The 25122-nt window shown below is 74.1% G+C and carries 23 protein-coding genes; 22 read left to right on the plus strand and 1 reads right to left on the minus strand.

Features of this window, described 5'->3' with window-relative positions; genetic code table 11:
* The first annotated feature begins 4 nt into the window (after nt 1–4).
* The 13 genes from alaS (at nt 5) to BM142_RS14725 (ending at nt 13686) form a co-directional block, all read left to right on the plus strand.
* Nucleotides 5–2680, plus strand: coding sequence for an alanine--tRNA ligase (gene alaS, locus BM142_RS14665; RefSeq protein WP_092200206.1), 2676 nt, complete (start codon nt 5–7; stop codon nt 2678–2680).
* Between the two features lie 5 nt (nt 2681–2685).
* On the plus strand, nt 2686–3354 hold the full coding sequence (ruvX, locus tag BM142_RS14670; RefSeq protein WP_092200466.1) for a Holliday junction resolvase RuvX: 669 nt from the start codon (nt 2686–2688) through the stop codon (nt 3352–3354).
* Nucleotides 3355–3427: 73 nt separating this feature from the next.
* Nucleotides 3428–5260 (plus strand): endolytic transglycosylase MltG, encoded by a 1833-nt coding sequence (gene mltG, locus BM142_RS14675; protein WP_092200209.1) that lies wholly within the window; start codon nt 3428–3430, stop codon nt 5258–5260.
* Entirely contained in the window at nt 5253–6089 is an 837-nt protein-coding gene (locus BM142_RS14680; RefSeq protein ID WP_092200211.1) for a shikimate dehydrogenase, read from the plus strand. Before mltG ends, BM142_RS14680 begins: the two co-directional genes overlap by 8 nt.
* A 5-nt stretch (nt 6090–6094) precedes the next feature.
* The gene (locus BM142_RS14685; protein WP_254790963.1) at nt 6095–6739 is read left to right on the plus strand and encodes a prepilin peptidase; all 645 of its coding nucleotides are present in this window, start codon (nt 6095–6097) and stop codon (nt 6737–6739) included.
* A 61-nt stretch (nt 6740–6800) separates the two neighbouring features.
* Nucleotides 6801–7967, plus strand: coding sequence for a chorismate synthase (aroC, locus tag BM142_RS14690; RefSeq protein ID WP_254790965.1), 1167 nt, complete (start codon nt 6801–6803; stop codon nt 7965–7967).
* Nucleotides 7964–8500 (plus strand): shikimate kinase, encoded by a 537-nt coding sequence (locus BM142_RS14695; RefSeq protein ID WP_092200217.1) that lies wholly within the window; start codon nt 7964–7966, stop codon nt 8498–8500. The genes aroC and BM142_RS14695 overlap by 4 nt, the downstream gene beginning before the upstream one ends.
* 116 nt (nt 8501–8616) lie before the next feature.
* On the plus strand, nt 8617–9636 hold the full coding sequence (gene aroB, locus BM142_RS14700; RefSeq protein ID WP_254790967.1) for a 3-dehydroquinate synthase: 1020 nt from the start codon (nt 8617–8619) through the stop codon (nt 9634–9636).
* Nucleotides 9633–10067 carry a type II 3-dehydroquinate dehydratase gene (gene aroQ / locus BM142_RS14705; protein ID WP_092200223.1) on the plus strand — a complete coding sequence of 145 codons (435 nt, stop codon included), beginning with the start codon at nt 9633–9635 and terminating at the stop codon, nt 10065–10067. Before aroB ends, aroQ begins: the two co-directional genes overlap by 4 nt.
* Nucleotides 10064–11164 (plus strand): M24 family metallopeptidase, encoded by a 1101-nt coding sequence (locus BM142_RS14710; protein ID WP_092200226.1) that lies wholly within the window; start codon nt 10064–10066, stop codon nt 11162–11164. The genes aroQ and BM142_RS14710 overlap by 4 nt, the downstream gene beginning before the upstream one ends.
* On the plus strand, nt 11164–11724 hold the full coding sequence (efp, locus tag BM142_RS14715; protein WP_092200229.1) for an elongation factor P: 561 nt from the start codon (nt 11164–11166) through the stop codon (nt 11722–11724). The genes BM142_RS14710 and efp overlap by 1 nt, the downstream gene beginning before the upstream one ends.
* A 31-nt stretch (nt 11725–11755) precedes the next feature.
* Nucleotides 11756–12163 carry a transcription antitermination factor NusB gene (gene nusB, locus BM142_RS14720; protein ID WP_092200232.1) on the plus strand — a complete coding sequence of 136 codons (408 nt, stop codon included), beginning with the start codon at nt 11756–11758 and terminating at the stop codon, nt 12161–12163.
* Between the two features lie 266 nt (nt 12164–12429).
* Nucleotides 12430–13686: an epoxide hydrolase family protein gene (locus tag BM142_RS14725; protein WP_092200235.1), complete on the plus strand. Its 1257-nt coding sequence runs from the start codon at nt 12430–12432 to the stop codon at nt 13684–13686.
* Between the two features lie 105 nt (nt 13687–13791).
* Here BM142_RS14725 and bldD read toward each other — a convergent pair whose 3' ends face one another.
* Nucleotides 13792–14340 carry a transcriptional regulator BldD gene (bldD, locus tag BM142_RS14730; RefSeq protein WP_092200238.1) on the minus strand — a complete coding sequence of 183 codons (549 nt, stop codon included), beginning with the start codon at nt 14338–14340 and terminating at the stop codon, nt 13792–13794.
* A gap of 251 nt (nt 14341–14591) precedes the next feature.
* Here bldD and pyrR point away from each other — a divergent pair, with 251 nt between their 5' ends.
* The 9 genes from pyrR to BM142_RS14775 all read left to right on the plus strand — a co-directional run bounded on the left by pyrR (nt 14592) and on the right by BM142_RS14775 (nt 24938).
* Nucleotides 14592–15218, plus strand: a complete 627-nt coding sequence (pyrR, locus tag BM142_RS14735) for a bifunctional pyr operon transcriptional regulator/uracil phosphoribosyltransferase PyrR (protein WP_092200243.1) — start codon at nt 14592–14594, stop codon at nt 15216–15218.
* The gene (locus BM142_RS14740; protein ID WP_092200246.1) at nt 15215–16138 is read left to right on the plus strand and encodes an aspartate carbamoyltransferase catalytic subunit; all 924 of its coding nucleotides are present in this window, start codon (nt 15215–15217) and stop codon (nt 16136–16138) included. Before pyrR ends, BM142_RS14740 begins: the two co-directional genes overlap by 4 nt.
* A complete protein-coding gene (locus tag BM142_RS14745) occupies nt 16135–17424 on the plus strand; it encodes a dihydroorotase (RefSeq protein WP_092200249.1) in 1290 nt (429 codons plus the stop codon). Before BM142_RS14740 ends, BM142_RS14745 begins: the two co-directional genes overlap by 4 nt.
* Nucleotides 17425–17500: 76 nt before the next feature.
* Entirely contained in the window at nt 17501–18667 is a 1167-nt protein-coding gene (carA, locus tag BM142_RS14750; protein WP_217640726.1) for a glutamine-hydrolyzing carbamoyl-phosphate synthase small subunit, read from the plus strand.
* Nucleotides 18667–21975 (plus strand): carbamoyl-phosphate synthase large subunit, encoded by a 3309-nt coding sequence (carB, locus tag BM142_RS14755; protein ID WP_092200255.1) that lies wholly within the window; start codon nt 18667–18669, stop codon nt 21973–21975. The genes carA and carB overlap by 1 nt, the downstream gene beginning before the upstream one ends.
* Nucleotides 21972–22847 (plus strand): iron-sulfur cluster-binding protein, encoded by an 876-nt coding sequence (locus tag BM142_RS14760; RefSeq protein WP_217640727.1) that lies wholly within the window; start codon nt 21972–21974, stop codon nt 22845–22847. The genes carB and BM142_RS14760 overlap by 4 nt, the downstream gene beginning before the upstream one ends.
* A complete protein-coding gene (locus tag BM142_RS14765) occupies nt 22844–23791 on the plus strand; it encodes a dihydroorotate dehydrogenase (protein WP_254790969.1) in 948 nt (315 codons plus the stop codon). The genes BM142_RS14760 and BM142_RS14765 overlap by 4 nt, the downstream gene beginning before the upstream one ends.
* Nucleotides 23788–24630, plus strand: coding sequence for an orotidine-5'-phosphate decarboxylase (pyrF, locus tag BM142_RS14770; protein ID WP_092200258.1), 843 nt, complete (start codon nt 23788–23790; stop codon nt 24628–24630). Before BM142_RS14765 ends, pyrF begins: the two co-directional genes overlap by 4 nt.
* Nucleotides 24627–24938: a hypothetical protein gene (locus tag BM142_RS14775; protein ID WP_092200261.1), complete on the plus strand. Its 312-nt coding sequence runs from the start codon at nt 24627–24629 to the stop codon at nt 24936–24938. The genes pyrF and BM142_RS14775 overlap by 4 nt, the downstream gene beginning before the upstream one ends.
* The last annotated feature ends 184 nt before the right edge of the window (nt 24939–25122 follow it).

Raw genomic sequence — 25122 nt, forward strand, 5'->3', positions numbered from 1 at the left:
CCTGATGCAGACCGCCGAGATCCGCCGCCGCTTCCTCGAGCACTTCGCCGCGCGCGGGCACACCGTCGTCCCCAGCGCGTCCCTGGTGTCGCCGGACCCGTCGCTGCTGTTCACCGTCGCCGGCATGGTGCCGTTCATCCCGTACCTGACCGGACGGGAGCCGGCGCCCTACCCGCGCGCGGCCAGCGTCCAGAAGTGCGTCCGCACCCTCGACATCGAGGAGGTGGGCAAGACCACCCGGCACGGCACGTTCTTCCAGATGAACGGCAACTTCTCCTTCGGCGACTACTTCAAGGAAGGGGCGATCCAGCACGCCTGGGACCTGATCACCGGACCGGTCGACGACGGCGGGCTCGGCTTCGACCCCGACCGGATCTGGGTCACCGTCTACCTGGACGACGACGAGGCCGCCGAGGCGTGGCACCGGATCGCGGGCCTGCCGGTCGAGCGCATCCAGCGGCTGGGCAAGAAGGACAACTACTGGCACACCGGGGCGCCGGGGCCCGGCGGCCCCTGCTCGGAGATCTACTACGACCGCGGCCCGGAGTTCGGCCCCGAGGGCGGCCCGCTGGTCGACCTCGCCGGCGACCGGTTCCTGGAGATCTGGAACCTCGTCTTCATGCAGTACGAGCTGACCGACGTCCGGAGCAAGGAGGAGTTCACGGTCGTCGGCGAGCTGCCGAACAAGAACATCGACACCGGCATGGGTCTGGAGCGGGTCGCGTTCCTGCTCCAGGGCGTCGACAACATGTACGAGATCGACGAGGTGGCCCCGGTGCTCCGCCGCGGGGCCGAGCTGGCCGGGGTCACCTACGGCAAGGACCGGGACGCCGACGTGCGCCTGCGCGTCGTGGCCGACCACGTGCGCAGCGGGCTGATGCTGATCGGGGACGGCGTCACCCCGGGCAACGAGGGCCGCGGCTACATCCTGCGCCGGCTGCTCCGCCGCGCCGTCCGGTCGATGAAGCTGCTGGGGGTCGACGACGCGACCCTGCCCGAGCTGCTGCCGGTGTCGAAGGACGCGATGAAGGCCAGCTACCCGGAGCTGGAGACCGACTTCGCCCGCATCTCCGCCGTCGCCTACGCGGAGGAGGAGGCCTTCCGCCGCACCCTCACCTCGGGGACGGCGCTGTTCGACACCGCGGTGGCGACCGCCAAGCAGGCCGGCGCACCCACGCTGAGCGGCGAGCAAGCGTTCTCCCTGCACGACACGTACGGCTTCCCCATCGACGTCACCCTGGAGATGGCCGCCGAACAGGGCGTCACCGTCGACGAGCAGGGGTTCCGCGCGCTCATGAAGGAGCAGCGCGACCGGGCCCGCGCCGACGCCCGGGCCAAGCGCACCGGATCGGTCGACGTCCTCGCCTACCGGCGGCTGCTCGCCGAGCACGGCCCGACCGACTGGCAGGCATACGACACCCTGCGCACCGACTCGCGGGTGCTCGCCGTCGTGGCCGAGGACGAGGGCCCGCAGGTCGCGACGGCCGGCGAGATCGTCCGGGTCGTGCTGGACCGGACGCCGTTCTACGCCGAGTCCGGCGGCCAGGTCGCCGACGCCGGCGTCCTCGCCTGGGACGGCGGGCGGGCCGAGGTCATCGACGTCCAGCGGCCGGTCAAGGGTCTGGTGACCCACCAGGTGCGGGTGCTGGAGGGGGAGCTGCGCGAGGGCGCCGAGCTGACCGCCGAGGTGGACTACGAGTGGCGGCTGTCGGCCTGCCAGGCGCACTCGGGCACGCACGTCGTGCACGCGGCCCTGCGCCAGGTGCTCGGGCCCCAGGCGCTGCAGTCCGGCTCCTACAACCGGCCCGGATACCTGCGGCTGGACTTCGCCTGGCAGGGCGCCCTGAGCCAGCAGCAGCGCACCGACATCGAGGACGTCGCGAACGCCGCCGTCCGCGCCGACCACCGGGTGACCGCGTCCTACATGACGCTGCCCGAGGCACGGGCCTTCGGGGCGCTGGCGCTGTTCGGCGAGACCTACGGCGAGCAGGTGCGGGTCGTCGAGATCGGCGGCCCCTGGTCGCGCGAGCTCTGCGGCGGCACGCACGTGCGCGGCAGCGCGCAGATCGGCACGCTGGCGCTGACCGGGGAGTCGTCGGTCGGATCCGGTGCCCGCCGGGTGGAGGCCGTGGTCGGCCTCGAGGGGTACCGCTACCTCGCGCGGGAGCGCGACCTGGTCCGGCAGCTGGCCGAGCTGCTGAAGTCGCCGCAGGACGGCCTCGTCGATCGGGTCGGCGGGATGCTGGCGCGGCTGCGGGACGTGGACAAGGAGCTCGCCGAGCTCCGGGCGCAGCAGTCGGTCGCCGCGGCCGGCCAGCTCGCCGCCGCGGCCACCGACGTGGACGGCGTCGCGGTCGTCACCGGCTCGCCCGCCGGGCTGGGCGGCGGCGACCTCCGGACGCTCGCTCTCGACGTCCGCGGGCGACTCGCCGACCGGCCTGCGGTGGTGCTGCTGGCGTCGGAGTCCGGTGGCAAGGTGGCACTGGTGGCTGCGCTGAACCCGGCGGCCCTGGAACGCGGGCTGTCGGCCAACGACGTCCTCCGTGCCGCCGCTGCCCCGGTCGGTGGCCGGGGCGGAGGCAAGGCCGACGTCGCCCAGGGGGGCGGCACCGATCCCGCGGGGATCCCCGCGGCACTGCAGGCCGGCGAGCAGGCGGTCGTGACCGCCACGGGAAGGTGACCAACGTGTCCGACTCCGAGTACAACCCCGAGGACACCGGCCCGGTCGGCGGGCGGCGGCGCGAGCTGCCGGCCGTCCCGCCGGCACGGCCCCGCGCGACGCCGTCGCAGCCGCAGTACCACCCGACGACCGAGCTCGACCTCAGCCGCGGTTTCCCGCCGGTCTCCAACGAGACCAGCGAGATCGACCTCAGCGGCGGCTGGCCGGAGCACCTCAAGGTGCCGCCGCGCCCGCCGGCGCAGCGCGCGGCGGGCCGGGTGCTCGGCGTCGACGTCGGCACCGTGCGGGTGGGCCTCGCCCTGTCCGATCCCACCGGCACGCTCGCCAGCCCGCTGGACACGCTGCGGCGGGCCAAGGACAAGGCCGATCTGGACCGCCTCGCCGCCCTGGTCGTGGAACACGAGGTGACAGAGGTGGTCGTGGGGGAGCCGGTGCACCTGTCGGGTGCTGCGGGCACGTCGGCCGCCGATGCTGCCGATTACGCACAGGAACTGGCCGACCGCATCCCGGACGTGCCGGTGATCCTGATCGACGAAAGGCTCTCCACCGTGACCGCAGCCAGCCACCTGCGTGAGGGCGGCATCGACAGCCGCAAGCAGCGCGCGGTGATCGACCAGGCCGCTGCCGTGGTCATCCTGCAGCAGTTCCTCGACAGCCGGCGGCCGCGCGCGTGACCGAGTTCGCGAGGTCACGAGAAGGCATGGCACCGCCGGTCGCGAGGCCGACGAGCGCCGGCGAGGTGGCCTCGTGACCGGGTTCGGGGGCCGGCACTCCTCGCCGGAGGGCCCTCTGCCCCGGACGGACGGCTTCGGCTTCCCGGCCCCGCGGTACGAACCGGCCCGCTACGAGGTGCCCCCGTACGTCACCGGAGGGTTCGAGCCGATCGGGCGGGCCGGCACCGCCGCCCGCCCGGGCCCCGGCATCCTCGCCCGGCACGACGACGTGACCGGCCCGCTGGCCGAGCCCGACTGGTGGTCCTACCGGTCCAGCGACCACCCCGACCACCCGCTGAACGCTCGCTCCGGCGACGGCCGGGCGGCCGGGCGCGACGACCTCCCGCCCACGCACCCGTCCGCGCCGCTCCCGCCCCGGCCCCCGGGCGTCTGGGACCGGTTGCGCCCCCGCCCGGAGACCGACGACGACGAGACCGTCGCGACACCGCTGCTCCCGGGCGGGCCTCTCGACACGCCCGGGCACGGCGGGCAGACTTCCGGACCCGTGGGTGCCTCCCGCTCGTCGGACCCCGAGGATGCCGACGACGACATGACGGTCTCGCACGCTCCGCAGACCGGCGAGGGCTCCGACTGGGACGACCAGACCGGTGGCCTGGAGGTCATCGGTGCCCACGTCGAGGAGGACGCCCCCCGGCGCCGGGGGCGGCGCGGCAGGAGGTCCCAGGAGGGGGCCGGCGACGGCCCGCCCGCCGGGTCCGACCCGGCCGGAGCCGGGGACGACGCCCTCGTGCACGACCCGGCGTTCGGCGAGGACATCCCGGTCAAGCCCTACGACCCGCGCACCGGCCGCGCCCGCCGTCGCCGCAACCCGATCGCGGTCCTCGCGTCGCTGCTCGTGCTCGCCGGCATCGTGGTCGGCATCGTCCTGGGCGGCCAGAAGCTGATCGAGCTCGTCGACCCGACCGCCAAGGACTACACCGGCCAGGGCACCGGGGAGGTCTCGATCCGGGTGCAGGGCGGCGACACCCTCAGCGACATCGGCCGGACCCTCACCGAGGCCGACGTGGTGGCCTCCGTCGCCCCGTTCGTCGAGGCGGCAGAGGACAACGCCGCCGCGGTCGGCATCCAGCCCGGCGTCTACACGATGCGCCTGCAGATGAGCGGCCAGGCGGCCCTGGACCGGCTGCTCGACCCGGCGTCGCGGATGCTGTCCCGCGTCACGATCCCCGAGGGGCTCACTGTCGAGCGGACCCTGGCCCGCATAGCCGAGGAGACCGGCCGCCCGGTGGAGGAGTTCCGGGCCGCCGCCGCCGATCCCGCCGCCCTGGGCCTGCCCGCCTACGCCAACGGCCAGCTGGAGGGCTTCCTCTTCCCGGCCACCTACGACGTCGAGCCCGACGACGCCCCGGTCGACGTGCTGCGCGGCATGGTGGCGCAGTTCAACGAGGTCGCCGGGCGGATCCAGCTCGAGCAGCGGGCGGCGGCCATGGGCCGGACCCCGCTGGAGGTCGTCACCGTGGCCTCGATGATCCAGTCGGAGACCAGGCTGGACGAGGAGCGCGCCGACGTGGGGCAGGTCATCTACAACCGCCTCGACCAGGGCATCCCACTGGGGATCGACGCGACCCTCGCCTACGCCCTGGACAAGAGCGGCAACGACCTGACGGTGACGGACCTGCAGACCGACGGTCCGTACAACACCCGGACCCGGGTGGGCCTGCCGCCCACCCCGATCAGCTCGCCCGGCGAGGCCAGCCTGGAGGCGGCGCTGGCACCTAGCACGGGCAACCTCCTGTACTACGTGCTGGAGAGCGAGGAAGGGTCGCACTTCTTCACCAGCGACTACGCGGAGTTCCAGGCCGCGCGGCAGCGGTGCGCCGACGCCGGTCTCGGCTGCGGTGGCTGACGGGACGACGTCTCCGGGTGGGCCCCGGCGGGCCGGCGTGCTCGGCCGGCCGGTGGCCCACTCGCTGTCCCCGGTGCTGCACCGGGCGGCGTACGCGGCGCTGGGGCTCTCCGACTGGACCTACGACGCCCTGGACATCGGGGCCGAGGACCTGCCGGTGCTCCTGGCCGGGCTGGGCGAGGAGTGGCGCGGCTTCTCGGTGACCATGCCGTGCAAGCAGGCGGCCGTGGACGTCGCCGACGTGGTGGAGCCGCTGCCGCGCCTGCTGCACGCGGCCAACACCCTGGTGCGCGTCCCCGAGGGCTGGCGGGCGGAGAACACCGACGTCACCGGCATCGGCATGGCGCTCCAGCTCGCCGGGGTCGACCAGGTCGGCGCGGCGGTGGTCGTCGGCGCCGGAGGGACCGCGGCCGCGGCCGCGGTGGCCCTGGCCTCCCTGGGGGCCGAGCACGTCGACGTCGTCGTCCGCGAGCCGACGAGGGCCCGCGAGGTGGTGCGGGTCCTCGCCGCGCTCGACGTGCCGGCCACCATCACCCCGATCTCCCGGGCGACCCTCGACGCCCCCCTGGTGATCAGCACCGTGCCCGTCGACGGCCAGCCGGCGTTGCTCGGTCTGCCCTGGCGCGCGGACCACACGCTGCTGGACGTGCTGTACGCGCCCTGGCCCTCGGTGCTCGCCGCGCACGTGGCGGCCCTCGGTGGCACGGTCGCCGGCGGGCTGGACGTGCTGTTCTGGCAGGCGACGGCCCAGGTGGAGCTGATGACCGGGCTCCCGGCCCCGATCGAGGCCATGCGCACCGCCCTCGACGCGGCGCTCGCCACCCGCTGACGGCCGTGCTCGTCGGCGCCGCGCTGCTCGTCGCCCTGATCGCCGGGCCACTGCTGGCCCGGGTGGCCGTCCGGCTGGCGAGCGGGGACGCCGCCGCCAGGCCGACGGCGGCCCGCGTGGCGGTCATGACGGCGGTGCTCGCCGGCCTGCTCGCCGGCAGCGTCGCCCTCCTCGGCCTGCGCCCCGGGACGGCGGCACTGGCCTGGGCGGCCGGGGCCGCCGTCGTGCTGGGCGCGGTCGACCTGCTCAGCCACCGGCTGCCCGACCGGGTCACCTACCCCGCGGTGGCGGTGTGCGCCGCCGCGTTCCTGGTCGACGCGCTGGTGCTCGGCACCTGGCCGGCGCTGCTGCGGAGCCTGCTGGTCGCGGTCGTCTCCTTCGCCGTCGGGGTGGGTGCCGCGATGGTCTCGCCCGACGGGTTCGGGTTCGGTGACGTCAAGCTGCTGGGCCTGCTCGGCCTGGTGCTGGGCTGGTTCGGCTGGGGAGTGCTCCTGACCGGGGTGTTCCTGGGGCTGCTGACCGGTGCGCTGGTCTCCCTGGTCCTGCTGGCGACCCGGCGGGTGGGGTGGCGGAGCGCGATCCCCTTCGGCCCGCCGCTGCTGACCGGGGCGGTGCTGGTCCTCGCCCTCGGCGCCGTCTCGCTGACCTGAGCGGACGGCGCCGCGAGGGACCCTCCCCGCTGCTGGCAGAATCGCGCTCATGTTGCGCTGGTTGACCGCAGGGGAATCGCACGGTCAGCAGCTCACCGCGATCCTGGAGGGGCTGCCCGCCGGTGTGCGGGTGCAGTCCTCCGACATCGACCTGCAGCTCGCCCGCCGGCGGCTCGGGCACGGCCGCGGCGCCCGGATGTCCTTCGAGCAGGACGAGGTCACCCTCACCGGCGGCGTCCGGCACGGGCGCACCCAGGGCGGGCCGATCGCCGTCCAGGTGGGCAACACGGAGTGGCCGAAGTGGTCCACGGTGATGTCGGCCGACCCGGTCGACCCCGAGGTGCTGGCCGGGCAGGCGCGCAACGCGCCCCTCACCCGGCCGCGCCCCGGCCACGCCGACCTCGCCGGCATGCAGAAGTACGGCTTCGACGACGCCCGCCCGGTGCTCGAGCGGGCCAGCGCGCGGGAGACGGCGGCCCGGGTGGCGCTCGGCGCCATCGCCCAGGCCTTCCTGCGCCAGGTGCTCGACGTCGAGGTGGTCAGCCACGTCGTCGCGATCGGGCCGGTCGTCGTGCCCGAGGGCGTGCTCCCCGGCCCGCAGGACAACGCGCGCATCGACGAGGACCCGGTCCGCTGCGCCGACCCGGCGACCAGTGCGGCGATGATCGCCGAGATCGACGACGTCCGGAAGAACGGCGACACCCTCGGCGGGGTGATCGAGGTGGTCGTGCACGGCCTGCCCCCGGGCCTGGGCAGCCACGTGCACTGGGACCGCCGGCTGGACTCGCGGCTGGCCGGTGCGCTCATGGGCGTCCAGTCGGTCAAGGCGGTCGAGGTGGGCGACGGGCTGGAGACCTCGCGCCGCCGGGGCTCGGTGGCCCACGACGAGATCGACTACGCCGAGGGCCGGGTGCGGCGGCGCACCGACCGGGCCGGCGGCATCGAGGGCGGCATGACCAACGGCGAGGTGCTCCGCGTCCGGGCGGCGATGAAGCCGATCTCGACCGTCCCGCGGGCCCTGGCGACGGTCGACACGGGGACGCTGGAGCCCGCTGTGGCGATCAACCAGCGCAGCGACGCCTGCGCGGTGCCCCGCGGCAGCGTCGTCATGGAGGCCATGGTGGCCCTCGTGCTCGCCGACGCGGTCCTGGAGAAGTTCGGTGGCGACTCGGTGCCCGAGACCCGCCGGAACGCGCAGGCCTACCTCGACGCCCTGCCGGTCCGATGAGCACGCCCCTGCTCGTGCTGGTCGGTCCGCCGGCGTCGGGGAAGACGACGGTCGGGATCGCGCTGGCCGACGCCCTGGGTGCCGGCTTCCGCGACACCGACCGCGACGTCGAGACCGCCACCGGCGTCTCCGTCGCCGACCTGTTCGTCGCCGAGGGGGAGCCGCACTTCCGGGCGCTGGAGGAGCAGGCGGTCGCGGACGCGATGGCCGGGCACGACGGTGTCCTCGCCCTGGGTGGCGGGGCGGTGACCAGTGCCGCGACGCGCGAGCTGCTGGTGGGGTACGGCCGCGCCGGCGGCGTGGTGGTGTGGCTGGACGTCGACCTGGCCTCGGCGGCCAAGCGCGTGGGCCTGTCCCGGGATCGCCCGATCCTGGGCATCAACCCGCGGCAGATGCTGCGCCACATGCTCGAGACGCGCGCGCCGCTCTACGGCGAGGTCGCGACGCTGACCGTGCCGACCGGCGGCCGTCCGCCCGAGGACGTCGTCGCCGAGGTCCTGGCGGCCCTGCCGACGGCGAGGACCGGCCGATGAGCGGACAGGGGCGTGAGCATCGCAGCGAGGAACGAGCGAGGAGCGGAGCGTCCCGCGGGAGCGGACGACAGTCCCAGCGGCGGGTTCCGGTCGCGGGGGACCGGCCCTACGAGGTGGTGATCGGGCCGGGGGCGCAGGCCGAGTTGGGGCTCGTGCTCGCCGGCACCGCCAGGGCCGCGGTCGTGCACGCGCCGCCGCTGGCGGCGATGGCCGGTGCCGCGGTGGAGACGCTGCAGAGCGCGGGTGTGGCGGCCGAGGCGGTGGTCGTCCCCGACGGCGAGGCGGCCAAGACCGCCGCTGTCGCCGCCGGGCTGTGGGAGGAGTTCGGCCGGCTCGGCCTGACCCGCTCCGACGCGGTCGTCGGCATCGGCGGGGGAGCGGTGACCGACCTGGCCGGCTTCGTGGCGGCCACCTGGACGCGAGGTGTCCGGGTGGTGCAGCTGCCCACCAGCCTGCTCGGGATGGTCGACGCCGCCGTGGGTGGCAAGACGGGCATCAACACGGCGGCCGGCAAGAACCTGGTCGGCTCGTTCCACCCCCCGGCCGCCGTCCTGGCCGACACCGACTCGCTCGCCGGACTGCCGGAGGCGGAGTTCCGGTCGGGCCTGGCGGAGGTCGTGAAGTGCGGCTTCATCGCCGACGGCGTGATCCTGGACCTGCTCGACGCCGACCCGACCGGCCGCCGGGACACCGCCGAGCTGATCGAGCGGGCGGTGCGGGTCAAGGCCGACGCGGTGGGGGAGGACCTCTACGACACCGGCCGCCGCGAGTTCCTCAACTACGGGCACACGCTGGCGCACGCGATCGAGCGGGTCGAGGACTTCGGCTGGCGGCACGGCGAGGCGGTCGCCGTCGGCCTGGTCTTCGCCGCCGAGCTCGCCGGGCAGGCCGGCCTGCTCGCCCGCGGCGACGTCGACCGCCACCGCGCGCTCGTCGACCGGATGGGCCTGCCCACCCGGTACGCCGGCCACTGGGCCACGCTGCAGTCGGTGATGCGGGTGGACAAGAAGGCCCGCGGCGCCACCCTGCGCTTCGTCGTCCTCGACGGCCTCGGCAATCCCACGATCCTGACCGATCCCGACCAGGCCTGGCTCGACGCCGCCTGGGCCGCCGTCTCTGCCGAAGGAACCCCATGACCATCCAGGTGCTCAACGGCCCGAACCTCGGCCGGCTCGGGCTGCGTGAGCCGCAGAAGTACGGCACGACGACCTACGCCGAGCTCGTCGAGCTGGTGGAGGCCACCGGCCGGGAGATGGGCGTGGAGGTGCGGGTCCGTCAGACCGACGACGAGGGCGAGATGCTGCGCTGGGTGCACGCCGCCTCCGACGCCGGCGACCCGGTGCTGATCAACCCCGGCGGCTGGTCGCACACCTCCGTGGCGCTGCGCGACGCCCTCGCCGGGCTGAACGCCCCCCTGGTGGAGGTGCACCTCACCAACATCCACGCCCGCGAGGAGTTCCGGCACCACTCCTACGTCTCCGGGGTGGCCGACGGCGTGATCGCCGGGCTCGGGGTCAGCGGCTACATCCTGGCGCTGGGCTGGCTGGCGCAGCAGGGCGTGCGTTGAGGACGGCGGACCGCCGCGACGCGCTGCGGCGGACGGCGGCCGAGCGCGGGCTCGACGCCGTCCTGGTCACCAACCTGCTGAATGTGCGGTACCTGACCGGGTTCACCGGGTCCAACGGCGTGCTGCTGGTTTCGACTTCCGGCGCCGACCTGTTCGGCACCGACGGGCGGTACACCACCCAGGCCGCGGCCCAGGTGCCCGGCGTGGAGGTGCTCGTCGACCGCGGCACCGTGGCCGCGGTCGCCCGCGAGGCGGTGCGCCGTGGCCTCGGCCGCCTCGGCTACGAGTCCCACCACCTCACCGTCGACGGGCTGGCGCACCTGGAGAAGGTGCTCGCCGATGCGGCCGCCGGGGGCACCCTGCCGGAGCTGGCCTCGGTCCGCCGGGCCGTGGAGGCGCAGCGCGCGATCAAGGACGACGACGAGATCGAGGCCCTCCGCCGCGCGTGCGCGGTGGCCGACCAGGCGCTGGCCGAGCTCGCCGCCGAGGGGGCACTGCGGCCCGGCCGCACGGAGCTGGAGGTCGGGCGCGAGCTCGACGCCCGGATGCTGCGCCTGGGCGCGGAGGCGCCGTCGTTCGAGACGATCGTGGCCGCCGGCGCCAACTCCGCGATCCCGCACCATCGGCCCGACGCCACCGTGCTGCGGGACGGGGACTTCCTCAAGCTGGACTTCGGCGCCACCGTCGACGGCTACCACTCCGACATGACCCGCACCGTCGTGCTCGGGCACGCCGCCGACTGGCAGCGGGAGGTCTACGCGCTCGTCGCCGCCTCCCAGGCTGCCGGCCGGGCGGCCCTGGCGGTCGGGGCGGACGTCGTCGCCGTGGACGCCGCCGCCCGGGACGTCATCGTCGACGCGGGCCACGGCGAGCACTTCTCCCACGGGCTGGGGCACGGGGTCGGGCTGGAGATCCACGAGGCGCCGGGCATCGGTCCGCTCGGCGCGGGTACCCTGGCCGCCGGCATGGCCGTCACCGTGGAGCCGGGCGTCTACCTGCCCGGCCACGGCGGTGTCCGGATCGAGGACACCCTGGTCGTCACGGACGACGCGCCCGAACTGTTGACCCTCACGAGCAAGGAACTGCTGGTTCTCTGATGGCTACCACCAACGACCTGAAGAACGGCATCGTCCTCAACCTGGACGGCCAGCTCTGGACGGTGACCGACTTCCAGCACGTCAAGCCGGGCAAGGGTGGCGCGTTCGTCCGCACCACGCTGAAGAACGTGCTGTCGGGCAAGGTCGTCGACAAGACGTTCAACGCCGGCACCAAGGTGGAGACCGCCAACGTCGACAAGCGGTCGATGACCTACCTGTACAAGGACGGCACCGACTTCGTCTTCATGGACGGCGACACCTACGACCAGATCCACGTGTCGTCGGAGGTCGTCGGCGGGGGTGCCGACTACCTGCTGGAGAACACCGAGGTCATCGTGGCCGTGCACGACGGCACCCCGCTCTACGTCGAGCTGCCGGTGACCCTGGAGCTCGTCGTCGAGCACACCGACCCGGGCCTGCAGGGCGACCGCTCCACCGGCGGCACCAAGCCGGCCACGCTGGAGACCGGCGCGCAGATCCAGGTCCCGCTGTTCATCACCACCGGCGAGAAGCTGAAGGTCGACACCCGCGACGGCCGGTACCTCGGCCGGGTCAACTGAGCTGCGTCGGCTGAGCGAGGCACCTCGTCCCATGGCTGCCCGTACCAAGGCGCGCAAGCGTGCCGTCGACGTCCTCTACGAGGCCGACCTGCGGGGGGACGACCGGCTCGCCGTCCTCCGCGACCGGATCGGGACGGCGAACCCCCCGGTTCCCGAGCACACCGTCCGGCTGGTGGAGGGCGTGGCCGAGCACGCCGCCCGCATCGACGGGCTGATCGACGCGCACGCGGCCAACTGGTCGATCGACCGGCTGCCCGACGTCGACCGGGCGATCCTGCGGATGGCCGTGTTCGAGCTGCTGTGGGTCGACGACGTGCCCGACGTCGTCGTCATCGACGAGGCGGTCGAGCTGGCCAAGGCGCTGTCCACCGACGACTCACCGGCCTACGTCAACGGTGTCCTGGGCGCGATCCTCGCCGCCGAGGTGCCCACCGCCTGACGGCGGGCGCACGTGCGCCCCAGGGTGTCGCTCCAGGCGCTGCATGACGGTGCGGCATCGTCCATGACCAGGTGCCACGGCGCGCCCGGGGTGGTTGACGGGTCGTCGACGGCGGCGCTTCGATCGTCCACGGGTAGGGGCAGCTCTCTGGATGGAGCGTCGGTCGCCGGCTGACCCGTGGAACCCACTCTCGATAGCGCAACGGGGGCACCGAAGCCTCCCTGGCGCGGACGTCCCGGCGCGATCCCTCGTACGAGGAGATGCACATGTCCGTGCCCGTCGACCCCACCCCACGTACGGCGACCGTCGCCGCCGTGCCCGAACCGCGCGCCGAGGCCGACCTGACCGCGGTCCGCCCCTTCGAGGTCCACGTCCCGGATGCGGAGCTCGCCGAGCTGCGCCGCCGTCTCGCGGCCACGCGCTGGCCCACCCGGGAGCTGGTGCCGGACCGCGCGCAGGGCGTGCAGCTGACGACGATGCAGGAGCTCACCCGCTACTGGGCGAGCGAGTACGACTGGCGCCGGTGCGAGGCCCGGCTGAACGCGCTGCCGCAGTTCACGACCGAGATCGACGGGGTCGACGTCCACTTCGTCCACGTGCGGTCGCCGCACGCGGACGCGATGCCGCTGATCATCACGCACGGCTGGCCGGGGTCGGTCCTGGAGCTGCTCGACGTCATCGGCCCGCTCACCGACCCCACCGCGCACGGCGGGCGCGCCGAGGACGCCTTCGACCTCGTGCTGCCATCGCTGCCCGGCTACGGCTTCTCCGGCGAGCCGTCGGTGCTCGGCTGGGACTCGGGCCGGGTGGCACGCGCATGGGCGGAGCTGATGCACCGCCTCGGCTACACCCGCTACGTCGCCCAGGGCGGCGACGTGGGCGCCCTCGTCACCGACCTCATGGGACGACAGGCGGTGGCCGGTCTCGTCGGCTACCACCTCAACCTGCTCACGGCAGTGCTGGCGATCGGCGACCACCTGCCGAAGGAATCCGACCAGGAACGCGCGGCGGCCGAGGCCTTCGCGACGTTCCGGCAGGACGGCTTCGGCTACTTCCTCGAGATGGCCACCCGGCCCCAGACGATCGGCTACGCACTGCTGGACTCACCCGTGGCGCTGGCGGCGTGGCTGCTCGACCACGACACGGACAGCTACCAGAAGATCTCCCGCGCGTTCGTCGACGGGCAGCCCGTGGGCAGGCTCACCCGGGAGAGCATCGTCGACAACGTCACGCTGTACTGGCTCACCCGCACCGCGGCGTCGGCGGCCCGGTCGTACTGGGAGGACGCACGAGCGCTGGCCGCGGCGCTGGCGAGCGGTCAGCCTCCTCCGGCCGTCACGGTGCCGGTCGGCTTCACCACGTTCCCCGGCGAGATCTGGGCCTCCCCCCGCAGCTGGGTGGAGGCGGTCTACCCCGGCCTCGCCTACTTCCACGAGGCCGAGAGGGGCGGCCACTTCGCCGCATGGGAGGAGCCCGAGGTCTTCACCAGGGAGGTCAGGGCGGCGTTCCGGCACCTGCGCTAGCCGCGGCGTCGGGAAGGTCCGCCGGCGCGGGCCTTCCCGACAGGCGGGTCGAGGCGGTGCGGGGTGGAGCCGACCTCGCAGCAGCCACCCGTCGCCGATGCCGGTTCAGCGGGGGGAGCGGCGGCGCTCCCAGTTGGGGTCGAGCTCCTCGTCGTCGTCGCCGCCGAAGCCGACGACGCTCTCCATGCCGGGGGAGAGGACGCCCCACTCGATCAGCCGGGTGGTCAGCTCGTCGGGGCTCATGTCGTAGATGATCGCCAGCGACTTGAGGTCCTCGGCGCGGATCGAGAGCACCTTGCCGTTGTAGTCGTGCCGCTGTGCCTGGATGGTCGAGGCGTAGCGGGCCAGCGGGCCGGCCTCGTCGGCGGGCAGCGAGCCCAGCGACTCCAGGTTCAGCACGATCTTGGTGCTGGAGGTGACCGCGGAGCTGGGCCGCGGGTCGGGCAGCAGCTCGGAGACGGGGACGCCGTAGAACACGGCCAGCTCCGAGAGCCGCTGCACGGTGACGGCGCGGTCCCCGCGCTCGTAGGAGCCGACGACGACTGCCTTCCAGCGGCCGTGCGACTTGTCCTCCACCCCCTGCAGCGACAGGCCCTGCTGATTGCGGATGGCGCGGAGGCGGGCACCGAGGGCCCGTGAGTAGTCGGTGCTCATCGCTGTCTGCTCACTGTCCGTCGTCTCGGGAACGTCATGTTGGTCACTGAGCGTACTGGTCGCGGGCGGCGCGCAACAGGCGGCGTCCCGTCCTTCGTCGGTGGCTCTCCGGTGGGCGCGCCCGGCCCATTCCGGTCCCGACCTGGGGCGGAACAGGCGGCGGTCGGGGCGGTCGGCGGGTGCAGTACCGTCGGCGTCGGTCCCACCCACTCCTTTAACGACCCGTCCCGTGAGGCGGGGAAGGAGGCCTGATGGCCAGCTCGACCGAGCCTGCCCGGAGTCCGTCTCCCGACAGTGCCCCCTCGGGTGCCCCCGGCACCCTGCTCTCCGCCGCCGACGTCGCCCGCGTGGTCGACCGCATGGCCCACCAGCTCATCGAGCGGGCCGCGTCCCTCGCTCCCGGCGCGGACGACGGCGGCCTGTCCGACCTGGTGCTCGTCGGCATCCCGACGCGGGGTGCGCCGCTGGCCCGGCGTCTGGCCGCCCGCATCGAGGCGTTCAGCGGGACGGCGGTGGATGTCGGCACCGCGGACATCACGCTCTACCGCGACGACCTCCGGCTGCGCGGCGTCCGGGCGCTGGAGCCCACGGTGCTGCCCGACGCCGGGATCGACGACCGGCTGGTGGTGCTCGTCGACGACGTGCTGTTCTCCGGCCGGTCGGTCCGCGCGGCACTGGACGCCCTGCGCGACCTGGGCCGGCCCCGCGGCGTGCAGCTCGCGGTGCTGGTCGACCGGGGGCACCGCGAGCTGCCGATCAAGGCCGACTTCGTGGGGAAGAACGTCCCGACGTCGAGGTCCCAGCAGGTCAAGGTGCACCTGACCGAGGTGGACGGGACCGACGAGGTGCTCGTGACCGAGGAGAGGGACAAATCGTGAAGCGGCACCTGCTGGAGTCCGCCGACCTCGACCGGTCCGACGCGACGCTGGTCCTCGACACGGCCGCGCAGATCGAGCAGGCGCTGGCCGGCCGGGAGGTCAAGAAGCTGCCCACGCTGCGCGGGCGCACGGTGGTCAACCTCTTCTACGAGGACTCCACGCGCACCCGGATCTCCTTCGAGCTGGCCGCCAAGCGGCTCTCCGCCGACGTCATCAACTTCTCGGCGAAGGGCAGCAGCGTCTCCAAGGGCGAGAGCCTCAAGGACACCGCGCTCACCCTCGAGGCGATGGGCAGCGACGCGATCGTCGTCCGGCACGGTGCCTCCGGGGCTCCGCACCGGCTGGCGAACTGGGTGCGCGGCAGCGTGGTCAACGCCGGTGACGGCACCCACGAGCACCCGACGCAGGCGCTGCTGGACGCCTACACGATCCGCCGGCGGCTCGGCCGGCTGGACGGCGTCCGGGTGGTCCTCGTCGGCGACGTCCTGCACAGCCGGGTGGCCCGCTCGAACGTCTGGCTGCTGCACACCCTCGGCGCCGAGGTCACCGTCGTCGCCCCGCCCACGCTGCTCCCGGTGGGCGTCGGCAGCTGGCCGGTCGAGGTGGGCTACGACCTCGACGCCGTCCTGCCCAAGGCCGGCGTGGTGATGATGCTGCGGGTCCAGGCGGAGCGGATGAACGCCTCGTTCTTCCCGAGCGCCCGCGAGTACAGCCGCCGCTACGGCCTCGACGCCCGCCGGATGGCCGCGCTGTCCGACGACGCGATCGTCATGCACCCCGGCCCGATGAACCGCGGGATGGAGATCGCCGCCGAGGTGGCCGACTCCGTCCGATCCACGATCGTCGAGCAGGTCGGCAACGGGGTCTCCGTGCGCATGGCCGTCCTGTACCTGCTGCTCGGAGGTAACGAGCCCGCATGACCACGTACCTCATCACGGGCTCGCGGCCCTACGGCGGGGACGCCACGGACATCCTGATCGCGGACGGGCGGATCACGGCCGTCGGCGACTCGCTGTCGGCTCCCGGTGCCGAGGTCGTCGACGCGGCCGGGCTGATCGCCCTGCCCGGACTGGTCGACCTGCACACCCACCTGCGCGAGCCCGGCCGGGAGGACGCCGAGACCGTCGAGACCGGCAGCCGCGCCGCCGCGCTGGGCGGCTTCACCGCCGTGCACGCCATGGCCAACACCGACCCGGTCGCCGACACCGCGGGTGTCGTCGAGCAGGTGTGGCGGCTCGGCGAGCAGGCCGGCCTGGTCGACGTCGTCCCGGTGGGTGCGGTGACCGTCGGGCTCAGGGGCGAGCGGCTGGCCGAGCTCGGCGCGATGGCGGACTCGGCGGCCCGGGTGCGGGTGTTCTCCGACGACGGGCTCTGCGTCAGCGACCCGGCGCTCATGCGCCGGGCGCTGGAGTACGTGAAGGCCTTCGACGGCGTGGTGGCCCAGCACGCCGAGGAGCCGCGGCTCACCGCCGGCGCCCAGATGCACGAGGGCGACCGGTCGGCGCGCCTGGGCCTCACCGGCTGGCCGGCCGCCGCCGAGGAGGCGATCATCGCCCGCGACGTGCTGCTGGCCGGCCACGTCGGCGCCCGGCTGCACGTCTGCCACGTCTCCACGGCCGGCTCGGTGGAACTGCTCCGCTGGGCGAAGGCGCGCGGCGTCCAGGTGACCGCCGAGGTCACCCCCCACCACCTGCTGCTCACCGACGCCTGCGCGGAGAGCTACGACCCGGTGTTCAAGGTCAACCCGCCGCTGCGCACCGACGAGGACGTCGCCGCGCTCCGGCAGGGGCTCGCGGACGGCACGATCGACGCCGTCGCCACCGACCACGCCCCGCACGCGGTCGAGGACAAGGAGAGCGAGTGGGCCCAGGCCCGGCCCGGGATGCTCGGGCTGGAGCAGGCCCTGTCGGTCGTCGTCGAGACGATGGTCGAGACCGGCCTGCTCGACTGGGCCGGCGTCGCCGACCGCATGTCCGTCCGCCCCGCGGCGATCGGTCGCCTCGCCGGTCACGGCCGGCCACTGGCCGTCGGCGAGCCGGCCAACCTGCTGCTGCTGGACCCCGCGCACCGGGCTCCCGTCGACCCGGCCGCACTGGCCAGCCGCAGCCGCAACAGCCCCTATGCCGGCCGGGAGCTCCCCGGCCGGGTGGTCGCGACGTTCCTGCGGGGGACGCCGACCGTTCTGGACGGAAAGGCAACACGGTGAGGCGACAGCGAGTGAGCATCGCAGCGAGGGACGAGCGAGGAGCGGAGCGAGCGCGGAGCCGAACAGGAGTTGCGGAGTGAGTCAGGCGATCCTCGTGCTCGAGGACGGCAAGACGTTCCGGGGCGAGGCCTACGGCGCGGTCGGGACGACGGTCGGCGAGGCGGTCTTCGCCACCGGGATGACCGGCTACCAGGAGACGCTGACCGATCCCAGCTATCACCGGCAGGTCGTCGTCATGACCGCCCCGCACGTCGGCAACACCGGCGTCAACGGCGAGGACGACGAGAGCAGCCGCATGTGGGTGGCCGGCTTCGTCGTCCGCGACCCGGCCCGCCGGTCCTCGAACTGGCGGGCCACCGGCAGCCTGGACGACGAACTGGTGCGACAGGGGATCGTCGGCATCAGCGGGATCGACACCCGTGCGCTGACCCGGCACCTGCGCGACCGCGGCGCGATGCGCGCCGGCATCAGCTCGGTGCTCACCGACCCGGACGAGCTGCTGGCGCAGGTGACCGCGGCCGACAGCATGACCGGGGCGGACCTCGCCCCGCAGGTGAGCACCGGGGCGGCCTACGTCGTCCCGGCGGTGGGGGAGAAGCGGTACACGATCGCCGCCCTCGACCTCGGCATCAAGACGGCCACCCCGCGGCACCTGGCCGAGCTCGGTGTCGAGACCCACGTCCTCCCGTCCACCGCCACCGCCGAGGAGCTGCTGGCGGCCGGCCCGGACGGCGTCTTCCTCTCCAACGGCCCCGGTGACCCGGCCGCCGCCGACTACGCCGTCGAGGCGGTCCGCGGGGTGCTGGACGCGCGACGGCCGCTGTTCGGCATCTGCTTCGGCAACCAGATCCTCGGCCGGGCCCTGGGCCTGGGCACCTACAAGCTGCGCTTCGGCCACCGGGGCCTGAACCAGCCGGTGCTCGACCGGGTCAGCGGCACGGTGCGGGTGACCAGCCACAACCACGGCTTCGCCGTCGACGCCCCGCTCGACCGGCCGACCGACACGCCCTACGGGCCGGTGGAGGTCAGCCACGTCGGGCTCAACGACGACGTGGTGGAGGGCCTGCGGCTGACCGGGGCGCCGGCGTTCAGCGTCCAGTTCCACCCGGAGTCCGCGGCCGGGCCGCACGACGCCGCGCCGCTGTTCCAGCGGTTCGTCGACCTGATGGAGACCGCACGCCGCGACGGTGCGGCGGTCAGCCCGCCACCCGTGGTGGAGCACAGCACGGGGGAGGACGCCTGATGCCGAAGCGCACCGACATCGAGCACGTGCTGGTGATCGGCTCCGGGCCGATCCTCATCGGCCAGGCCGCGGAGTTCGACTACTCCGGCACCCAGGCCTGCCGGGTGCTGCGCGCCGAGGGGCTGCGGGTCAGCCTGGTCAACAGCAACCCGGCGACGATCATGACCGACCCGGAGGTCGCCGACGCGACCTACATCGAGCCGCTGACGCCGGAGTTCGTCGAGAAGGTGATCGCCAAGGAGCGCCCCGACGCGCTGCTGGCCACCCTCGGCGGGCAGACCGCGCTCAACATCGCGATCGGCCTGTACGAGAACGGCGTGCTGGAGAAGTACGGCGTCCAGCTCATCGGCGCCGACGTCGCCGCGATCAACCGCGGCGAGGACCGGCAGCTGTTCAAGGACATCGTCCGTTCCGTCGGCGCCGACGCCCCGCGCTCGCGGGTGTGCGGGTCGATCGACGAGGCCCTGGAGACCGCCGCCGAGGTCGGCTACCCGGTGGTCATCCGGCCCAGCTTCACCATGGGCGGCCTGGGCTCGGGGTTCGCCACCGACGAGGCGATGCTGCGCCGCATGGCCTCGCACGGACTGGCCGACTCCCCGGTGCACACGGTGCTGATCGAGGAGTCGGTGCTCGGCTGGAAGGAGTACGAGCTGGAGCTGATGCGCGACCGCAGCGACAACGTGGTCGTCATCTGCTCGATCGAGAACATCGACGCGATGGGCGTGCACACCGGGGACTCGGTGACGGTGGCACCGGCGATGACGCTCACCGACCGCGAGTACCAGCAGATGCGCGACGTCGGCATCGCGGTGCTGCGCGAGGTCGGCGTCGACACCGGCGGCTGCAACATCCAGTTCGCGGTGAACCCGGCCGACGGCCGGCTGGTCGTCATCGAGATGAACCCGCGGGTGTCGCGGTCCTCCGCACTCGCGTCCAAGGCCACCGGGTTCCCGATCGCGAAGATCGCCGCCAAGCTCGCGATCGGCTACACCCTCGACGAGATCACCAACGACATCACCGGGGTCACCCCGGCCGCGTTCGAGCCGACGCTGGACTACGTCGTGGTGAAGATCCCGCGGTTCGCCTTCGAGAAGTTCCCCGGCGCGGACCCGCGGCTGACCACGACGATGAAGAGCGTCGGCGAGGTCATGTCGATGGGCCGCAACTTCGCCGAGGCGCTGGGCAAGGCGATGCGCTCGACGGAGACGAAGGTCGCCGGCTTCTGGACCGGCGAGCCCGATCCCCGGTCGGCCGAGGAGCTGCTCGACGCGCTGCGCGTCCCGGTGGACGGCCGGCTGTACCTGGCCGAGGCCGCGCTCGCGGCCGGCGCGACCGTCGAGCAGGTGGCGGCGGCCAGCGGGTTCGACCCGTGGTTCGTCGACCAGATCGCCCTGGTCCGCGAGGTCGGCGAGGCCGTCCGGGACGCGCCGTCCCTGACCCCGGAGCTGCTGCGCCGGGCGAAGCGGTTCGGCCTGTCCGACCGGCAGGTCGCGGCACTGCGGCCCGAGCTGGCCGGGGAGGACGGCGTCCGGACGCTGCGCTGGCGGCTGGGCATCCGGCCGGTCTACAAGACCGTCGACACCTGCGCCGCCGAGTTCGCGGCCCGCACGCCGTACCACTACTCCTCCTACGACGAGGAGACCGAGGTGCAGCCGCGGGAGAAGCCGGCGGTGCTCATCCTCGGGTCCGGGCCCAACCGGATCGGGCAGGGCATCGAGTTCGACTACTCCTGCGTGCACGCCGTCCTGGCGCTGCAGGACGCCGGCTACGAGGCGGTGATGGTCAACTGCAACCCCGAGACCGTCTCCACCGACTACGACACCGCCGACCGGCTCTACTTCGAGCCCCTCACCTTCGAGGACGTCCTGGAGGTCGTCGAGGCCGAACGTGCCGCGGGCCCGGTGGCCGGGGTGATCTGCACGCTCGGTGGGCAGACCCCGCTGGGCCTGGCGCAGCGGCTCAAGGACGCCGGGGTCCCCGTGCTGGGCACGTCCCCGGAGGCGATCGACGACGCCGAGCACCGGGGCGCCTTCTCCCGGGTGCTGTCCGACACCGGACTGCTGTCGCCGAAGCACGGCACGGCGACCACGTTCGCCGAGGCGCGGGCGATCGCCGCGGGGATCGGCTACCCGGTGCTGGTCCGGCCGTCCTACGTCCTCGGCGGCCGCGGCATGGAGATCGTCTACGACGAGGGGACCCTCGAGGCCTACATCGCCAAGGCGACCGACGTGAGCGCCGCACACCCGGTGCTGGTCGACCGGTTCCTGGAGGACGCCGTCGAGATCGACGTCGACGCGCTCTACGACGGCACCGACCTGTACCTGGGCGGGGTCATGGAGCACATCGAGGAGGCCGGCATCCACTCCGGCGACTCCGCGTGCGCCCTGCCGCCGATCACCCTCGGGACGGCCGACCTGCTGAAGATCCGGGCCGCCACCGAGAAGCTGGCCGCCCGGATCGGCGTGCGCGGGCTGGTGAACGTCCAGTACGCCATCAAGGACGACATCCTCTACGTCATCGAGGCCAACCCGCGGGCCAGCCGCACGGTCCCGTTCGTGTCCAAGGCGACCGCCGTCCAGCTGGCGAAGGCCGCCGCCCGGATCGCGGTGGGGGAGACGATCGCCGACCTGCGGACGGCGGGCGTGCTGCCGGCGACCGGGGACGGCACCGACCTGCCCGACACCGCGCCGATCGCGGTGAAGGAGGCGGTGCTGCCCTTCCACCGGTTCCGCACGGTCGAGGGGCACGGCGTGGACACCGTGCTGTCGCCGGAGATGAAGTCCACCGGCGAGGTGATGGGCCTCGACGCCGAGTTCGGCACCGCGTTCGCCAAGTCGCAGGCCGCGGCCTACGGGTCGCTGCCCACCCGCGGCACGGTGTTCGTCTCGCTGGCCAACCGGGACAAGCGCTCGGCGGTCTTCCCGATCAAGCGGCTGGCCGACCTCGGGTTCACGGTGCTCGCCACCGCCGGCACCGCCCAGGTGCTGCGCCGCAACGGGGTCGCCGCGGAGGTCGTCGGGAAGTTCAGCGAGGGCCCGGGGAACGTCGTGGAGCGGATCCTGGCCGGTGACGTCGACATGGTGGTCAACACCCCGTTCGGCGCACCGGGCAACAGCGGCCCGCGGCTGGACGGGTACGAGATCCGCACGGCTGCCGTCGCGGCCGGGATCCCGTGCATCACCACGGTCCAGGGCATGGCCGCGGCGGTGCAGGGCGTGGAGGCGCTGCTGCGCGGCGACATCGGGGTGCGGAGCCTCCAGGAGGTCCACGCGACCCTGGCCGCGGCGCAGGCGGGGTCGCGTCGGTGACCCCGCTGACCACCCCGGCCCCGCGCGCGGCCCGGCCGCCGGTGCAGCGCGTGGTACGGGTCGCCGGTCGCCGGCCGGTCGGCGACTACGTCGAGCTGACCCTGGCCGCGCCGGAGATCGCCGAGCGCGCCGAACCGGGCCAGTTCGTCGCCTTCGCCGTCGGGGGCCCGACGTCCGGGCTCCTGCTGCGCCGCTCGATCGCGATCGCGACCGCCCGGGACGGCGAGGTGAGCGTGGTGGTGTCCGCCGCGGGGCCCGGGTCCACCTGGCTCACCGAGCGGCAGGTGGGCGACACCGTGGACGTGGTGGGCCCGCTGGGCCGGCGGTACCCGATGCCGCCCCCGGGCACCCCGGCGCTCGTCGTCGGCGGGGGGTACGGGTCGGCCGCGCTGCTGGGCCTGACCGCGGCCCTGCGCGACGCCGGCTCGGCGGTCGTCGCCGTCGTGGGCGCGGCCACGGCCGGGCGGCTGTGCTCGGTGGACGACCTGGGGGAGCTGGCCGAGGTGGTCGTCACGACCGACGACGGCAGCGCCGGGCAGCGGGGGTGGGTGACCGACGCCGTCGCTCGCGTGATCGGCCGGGCCGGGATCGTCTACGCGTGCGGGCCGATGGGCATGCTCCGGGCGGTCGCCGAGCAGGCGACCGCCGCCGGCGTGCCGTCCTACGTCGCGGTGGAGGAGTCGATGGCCTGCGGGATCGGGGTCTGCATGACCTGCGTGCTGCCGGTGGTCGGGGAGGACGGGCGCACCCGGTTCTCCCGCTCGTGCACCGAGGGGCCCGTGTTCGGCGGGGACCGGGTGCGCTTCGCCGACGTCGGCACCCTGCCGTGGGACGTCGTCGGCGCCGACGCGATGGGAGTGGTGCAGCCGTGACCGCCGTGGACACCGCCGTCGACATGTCGACCGCGCTGGGGGCCGCACCGATCCCGAGCCCGGTGCTCACCGCGTCCGGCTGCTCGGCCAACGGCGCGGAGCTCGAGCCGTTCGTCGACCTCACCGCGATCGGCGCGGTGGTGACCAAGTCGGTGCAGCTGCGCCCCCGGTCCGGCCGGCCGACGCCGCGCATGGCCGAGACGCCCAGCGGCATGCTCAACTCGATCGGCCTGCAGGGCCCGGGCATCGACGGTCTGCTCGCCGACGACCTGCCGTGGCTGGCCGAGCGCGGGGTCCGGGCGTTCGTCTCGATCGCCGGCACCCGCGTGGAGGACTTCGCCGAGCTGGCCCAGCGGCTGCGTGGCGTCCCGGGGGTGCTGGGCCTCGAGGTCAACATCAGCTGCCCGAACGTCGAGAGCCGCGGCGAGGTGTTCGCCTGCGACCCGGTCGCCGCCTCCGACGTGGTCTCCGCGGTGCGCGCCGTCGCGGACCCGGCGCACCCGGTCTACGCCAAGCTCAGCCCCGACGTCACCGACATCGTGAGCGTGGCCCGGGCGGTCACCGACGCGGGCGCCGACGGCCTGTCGATGATCAACACGCTGCTGGGCCTGGTCATCGATCCCGACACCATGCGCCCGGTCCTCGGCGGGGTGACCGGTGGCCTCTCCGGGCCGGCGATCCGGCCGGTCGCGCTGCGGTGCGTCTGGCAGGTGCACCGAGCGCTGCCCCACGTGCCCATCCTGGGCATGGGCGGCATCCGCACCGGCCTCGACGCCCTGCAGTTCGTGCTCGCCGGCGCGTCGGCGGTCTCCGTCGGGACGGCGGTCTTCCACGATCCGTCCGCGGTCGCCCGGGTCCACGAGGAACTCGCCGTCGCGCTCGCCCAGCGGGGCTTCGCGAGCCTGCGGGACGCCGTCGGCTTCGCACACCGGGAGGCGGCGTGACCGCCGACCGCGTCGAGCCCTTCGGCGCCCGGCTGGCCCAGCGGGTCGGCGAGCGGGGCCCTCTGTGCGTGGGCATCGACCCGCACCGTGAGCTGCTGACCGGCTGGGGCGTCGGGGACGACCTCGACGGCCTGCGCCGGTTCACCGACGCCGTCGTCGACGCCCTCGCCGGGACCGTGGCGGTGCTCAAGCCGCAGATGGCCTTCTACGAGCGGTTCGGGGCGCGCGGGATCGCCGTCCTCGAGGAGGCCGTCGCCGCCGTCCGCGCCGCGGGCTGCCTGGTGCTGCTCGACGCCAAGCGCGGGGACATCGGCTCGACGATGGCCGCCTACGCCGACTACCTGCGCGCCGGGCACCCGATGCAGGTCGACGCCATGACGGTGAGCCCGTACCTCGGGCCGGAGTCCCTGGCCCCCGCGGCCCGCACGGCGAAGGACGCCGGTGGCGGGCTCTTCGTCCTCGCGCGCACGTCCAACCCCGACGCCGGCACCTTCCAGCACGCCCGGGTGGGGGAGCGGTCGGTGGCCCAGGCGGTCGTCGACACCGTGGGTGGCTGGAACGACGGTGGGGTCGGCTCGTGGGGATCCTCCACCGGCTCCTTCGGCGTCGTCGTCGGTGCCACGCTCGCCGACCTCGACGTCGACCTGGACGGGCTCCGCGGGCCGATCCTGGCGCCGGGGCTCGGCGCGCAGGGCGGTTCGGTGGCCGACCTGCGGCGGCTGTTCGGCCCCGACCGCGCCGTCGTCCCGACGGTGTCGCGGGACGTGCTGGCCGCCGGGCCCGACGCCACCGCCCTGCGGGCCGCGGCTGACCGGTGGACGGCGGAGCTCGCGGGGTGAGACGAGCCCTGCCGGCGCTGCTGGTCGCGTCCGGGGGACTCCTCGTCGGCGCGGGCATCGCCGTCTTCTGGCTGACCAACACCCGGCGGTGGACCCACTACGACGGCAGCTACGCGCCCCTGCGGCCGGGATCGGCCTACGAGAGCCGGCTCACGCTCACGTTCGACGACCGCTGGACGGTGCTCTGGACCACCGGCCACCTGGTCGGCGCACTGCTCGCGGTGGCCGGACTGCTGGTCCTGGCCGCGACGGGTGGCTGGTGGCTCGGGCGTCGAGGCGGCCGCCGGAGGGGCGCGCGCGACGCCTGACCGGCGTGTCGTCCTGCGGCGTGTCGTCGTCCCCACGGACAGCTCCGAGCCCGGGCGCCGGAGGTGCGCGAACCGGAACGGAAACGCACGGTTCCGGTCTCGACCTGCGAAGATCCGTGATCGCCGCCGCGTAGGTGAACACCATGTGAACCGCGACGACACGCGAGCAGCGGATTTCCCGGCG

It is taken from the genome of Blastococcus tunisiensis (assembly GCF_900112815.1).
Classification (GTDB): Bacteria; Actinomycetota; Actinomycetes; order Mycobacteriales; family Geodermatophilaceae; genus Blastococcus_B; species Blastococcus_B tunisiensis.

Bases quoted from the DNA above. Each gene is read 5' to 3' on its own strand.
- alaS (WP_092200206.1), top strand. From the start codon at position 5: ATGCAGACCGCCGAGATCCGCCGCCGCTTCCTCGAGCACTTCGCCGCG.
- BM142_RS14695 (WP_092200217.1), top strand. From the start codon at position 7,964: ATGAGCACGCCCCTGCTCGTGCTGGTCGGTCCGCCGGCGTCGGGGAAG.
- aroQ (WP_092200223.1), top strand. From the start codon at position 9,633: ATGACCATCCAGGTGCTCAACGGCCCGAACCTCGGCCGGCTCGGGCTG.
- efp (WP_092200229.1), top strand. From the start codon at position 11,164: ATGGCTACCACCAACGACCTGAAGAACGGCATCGTCCTCAACCTGGAC.
- nusB (WP_092200232.1), top strand. From the start codon at position 11,756: ATGGCTGCCCGTACCAAGGCGCGCAAGCGTGCCGTCGACGTCCTCTAC.
- BM142_RS14725 (WP_092200235.1), top strand. From the start codon at position 12,430: ATGTCCGTGCCCGTCGACCCCACCCCACGTACGGCGACCGTCGCCGCC.
- bldD (WP_092200238.1), bottom strand. From the start codon at position 14,340: ATGAGCACCGACTACTCACGGGCCCTCGGTGCCCGCCTCCGCGCCATC.
- pyrR (WP_092200243.1), top strand. From the start codon at position 14,592: ATGGCCAGCTCGACCGAGCCTGCCCGGAGTCCGTCTCCCGACAGTGCC.
- BM142_RS14745 (WP_092200249.1), top strand. From the start codon at position 16,135: ATGACCACGTACCTCATCACGGGCTCGCGGCCCTACGGCGGGGACGCC.
- carB (WP_092200255.1), top strand. From the start codon at position 18,667: ATGCCGAAGCGCACCGACATCGAGCACGTGCTGGTGATCGGCTCCGGG.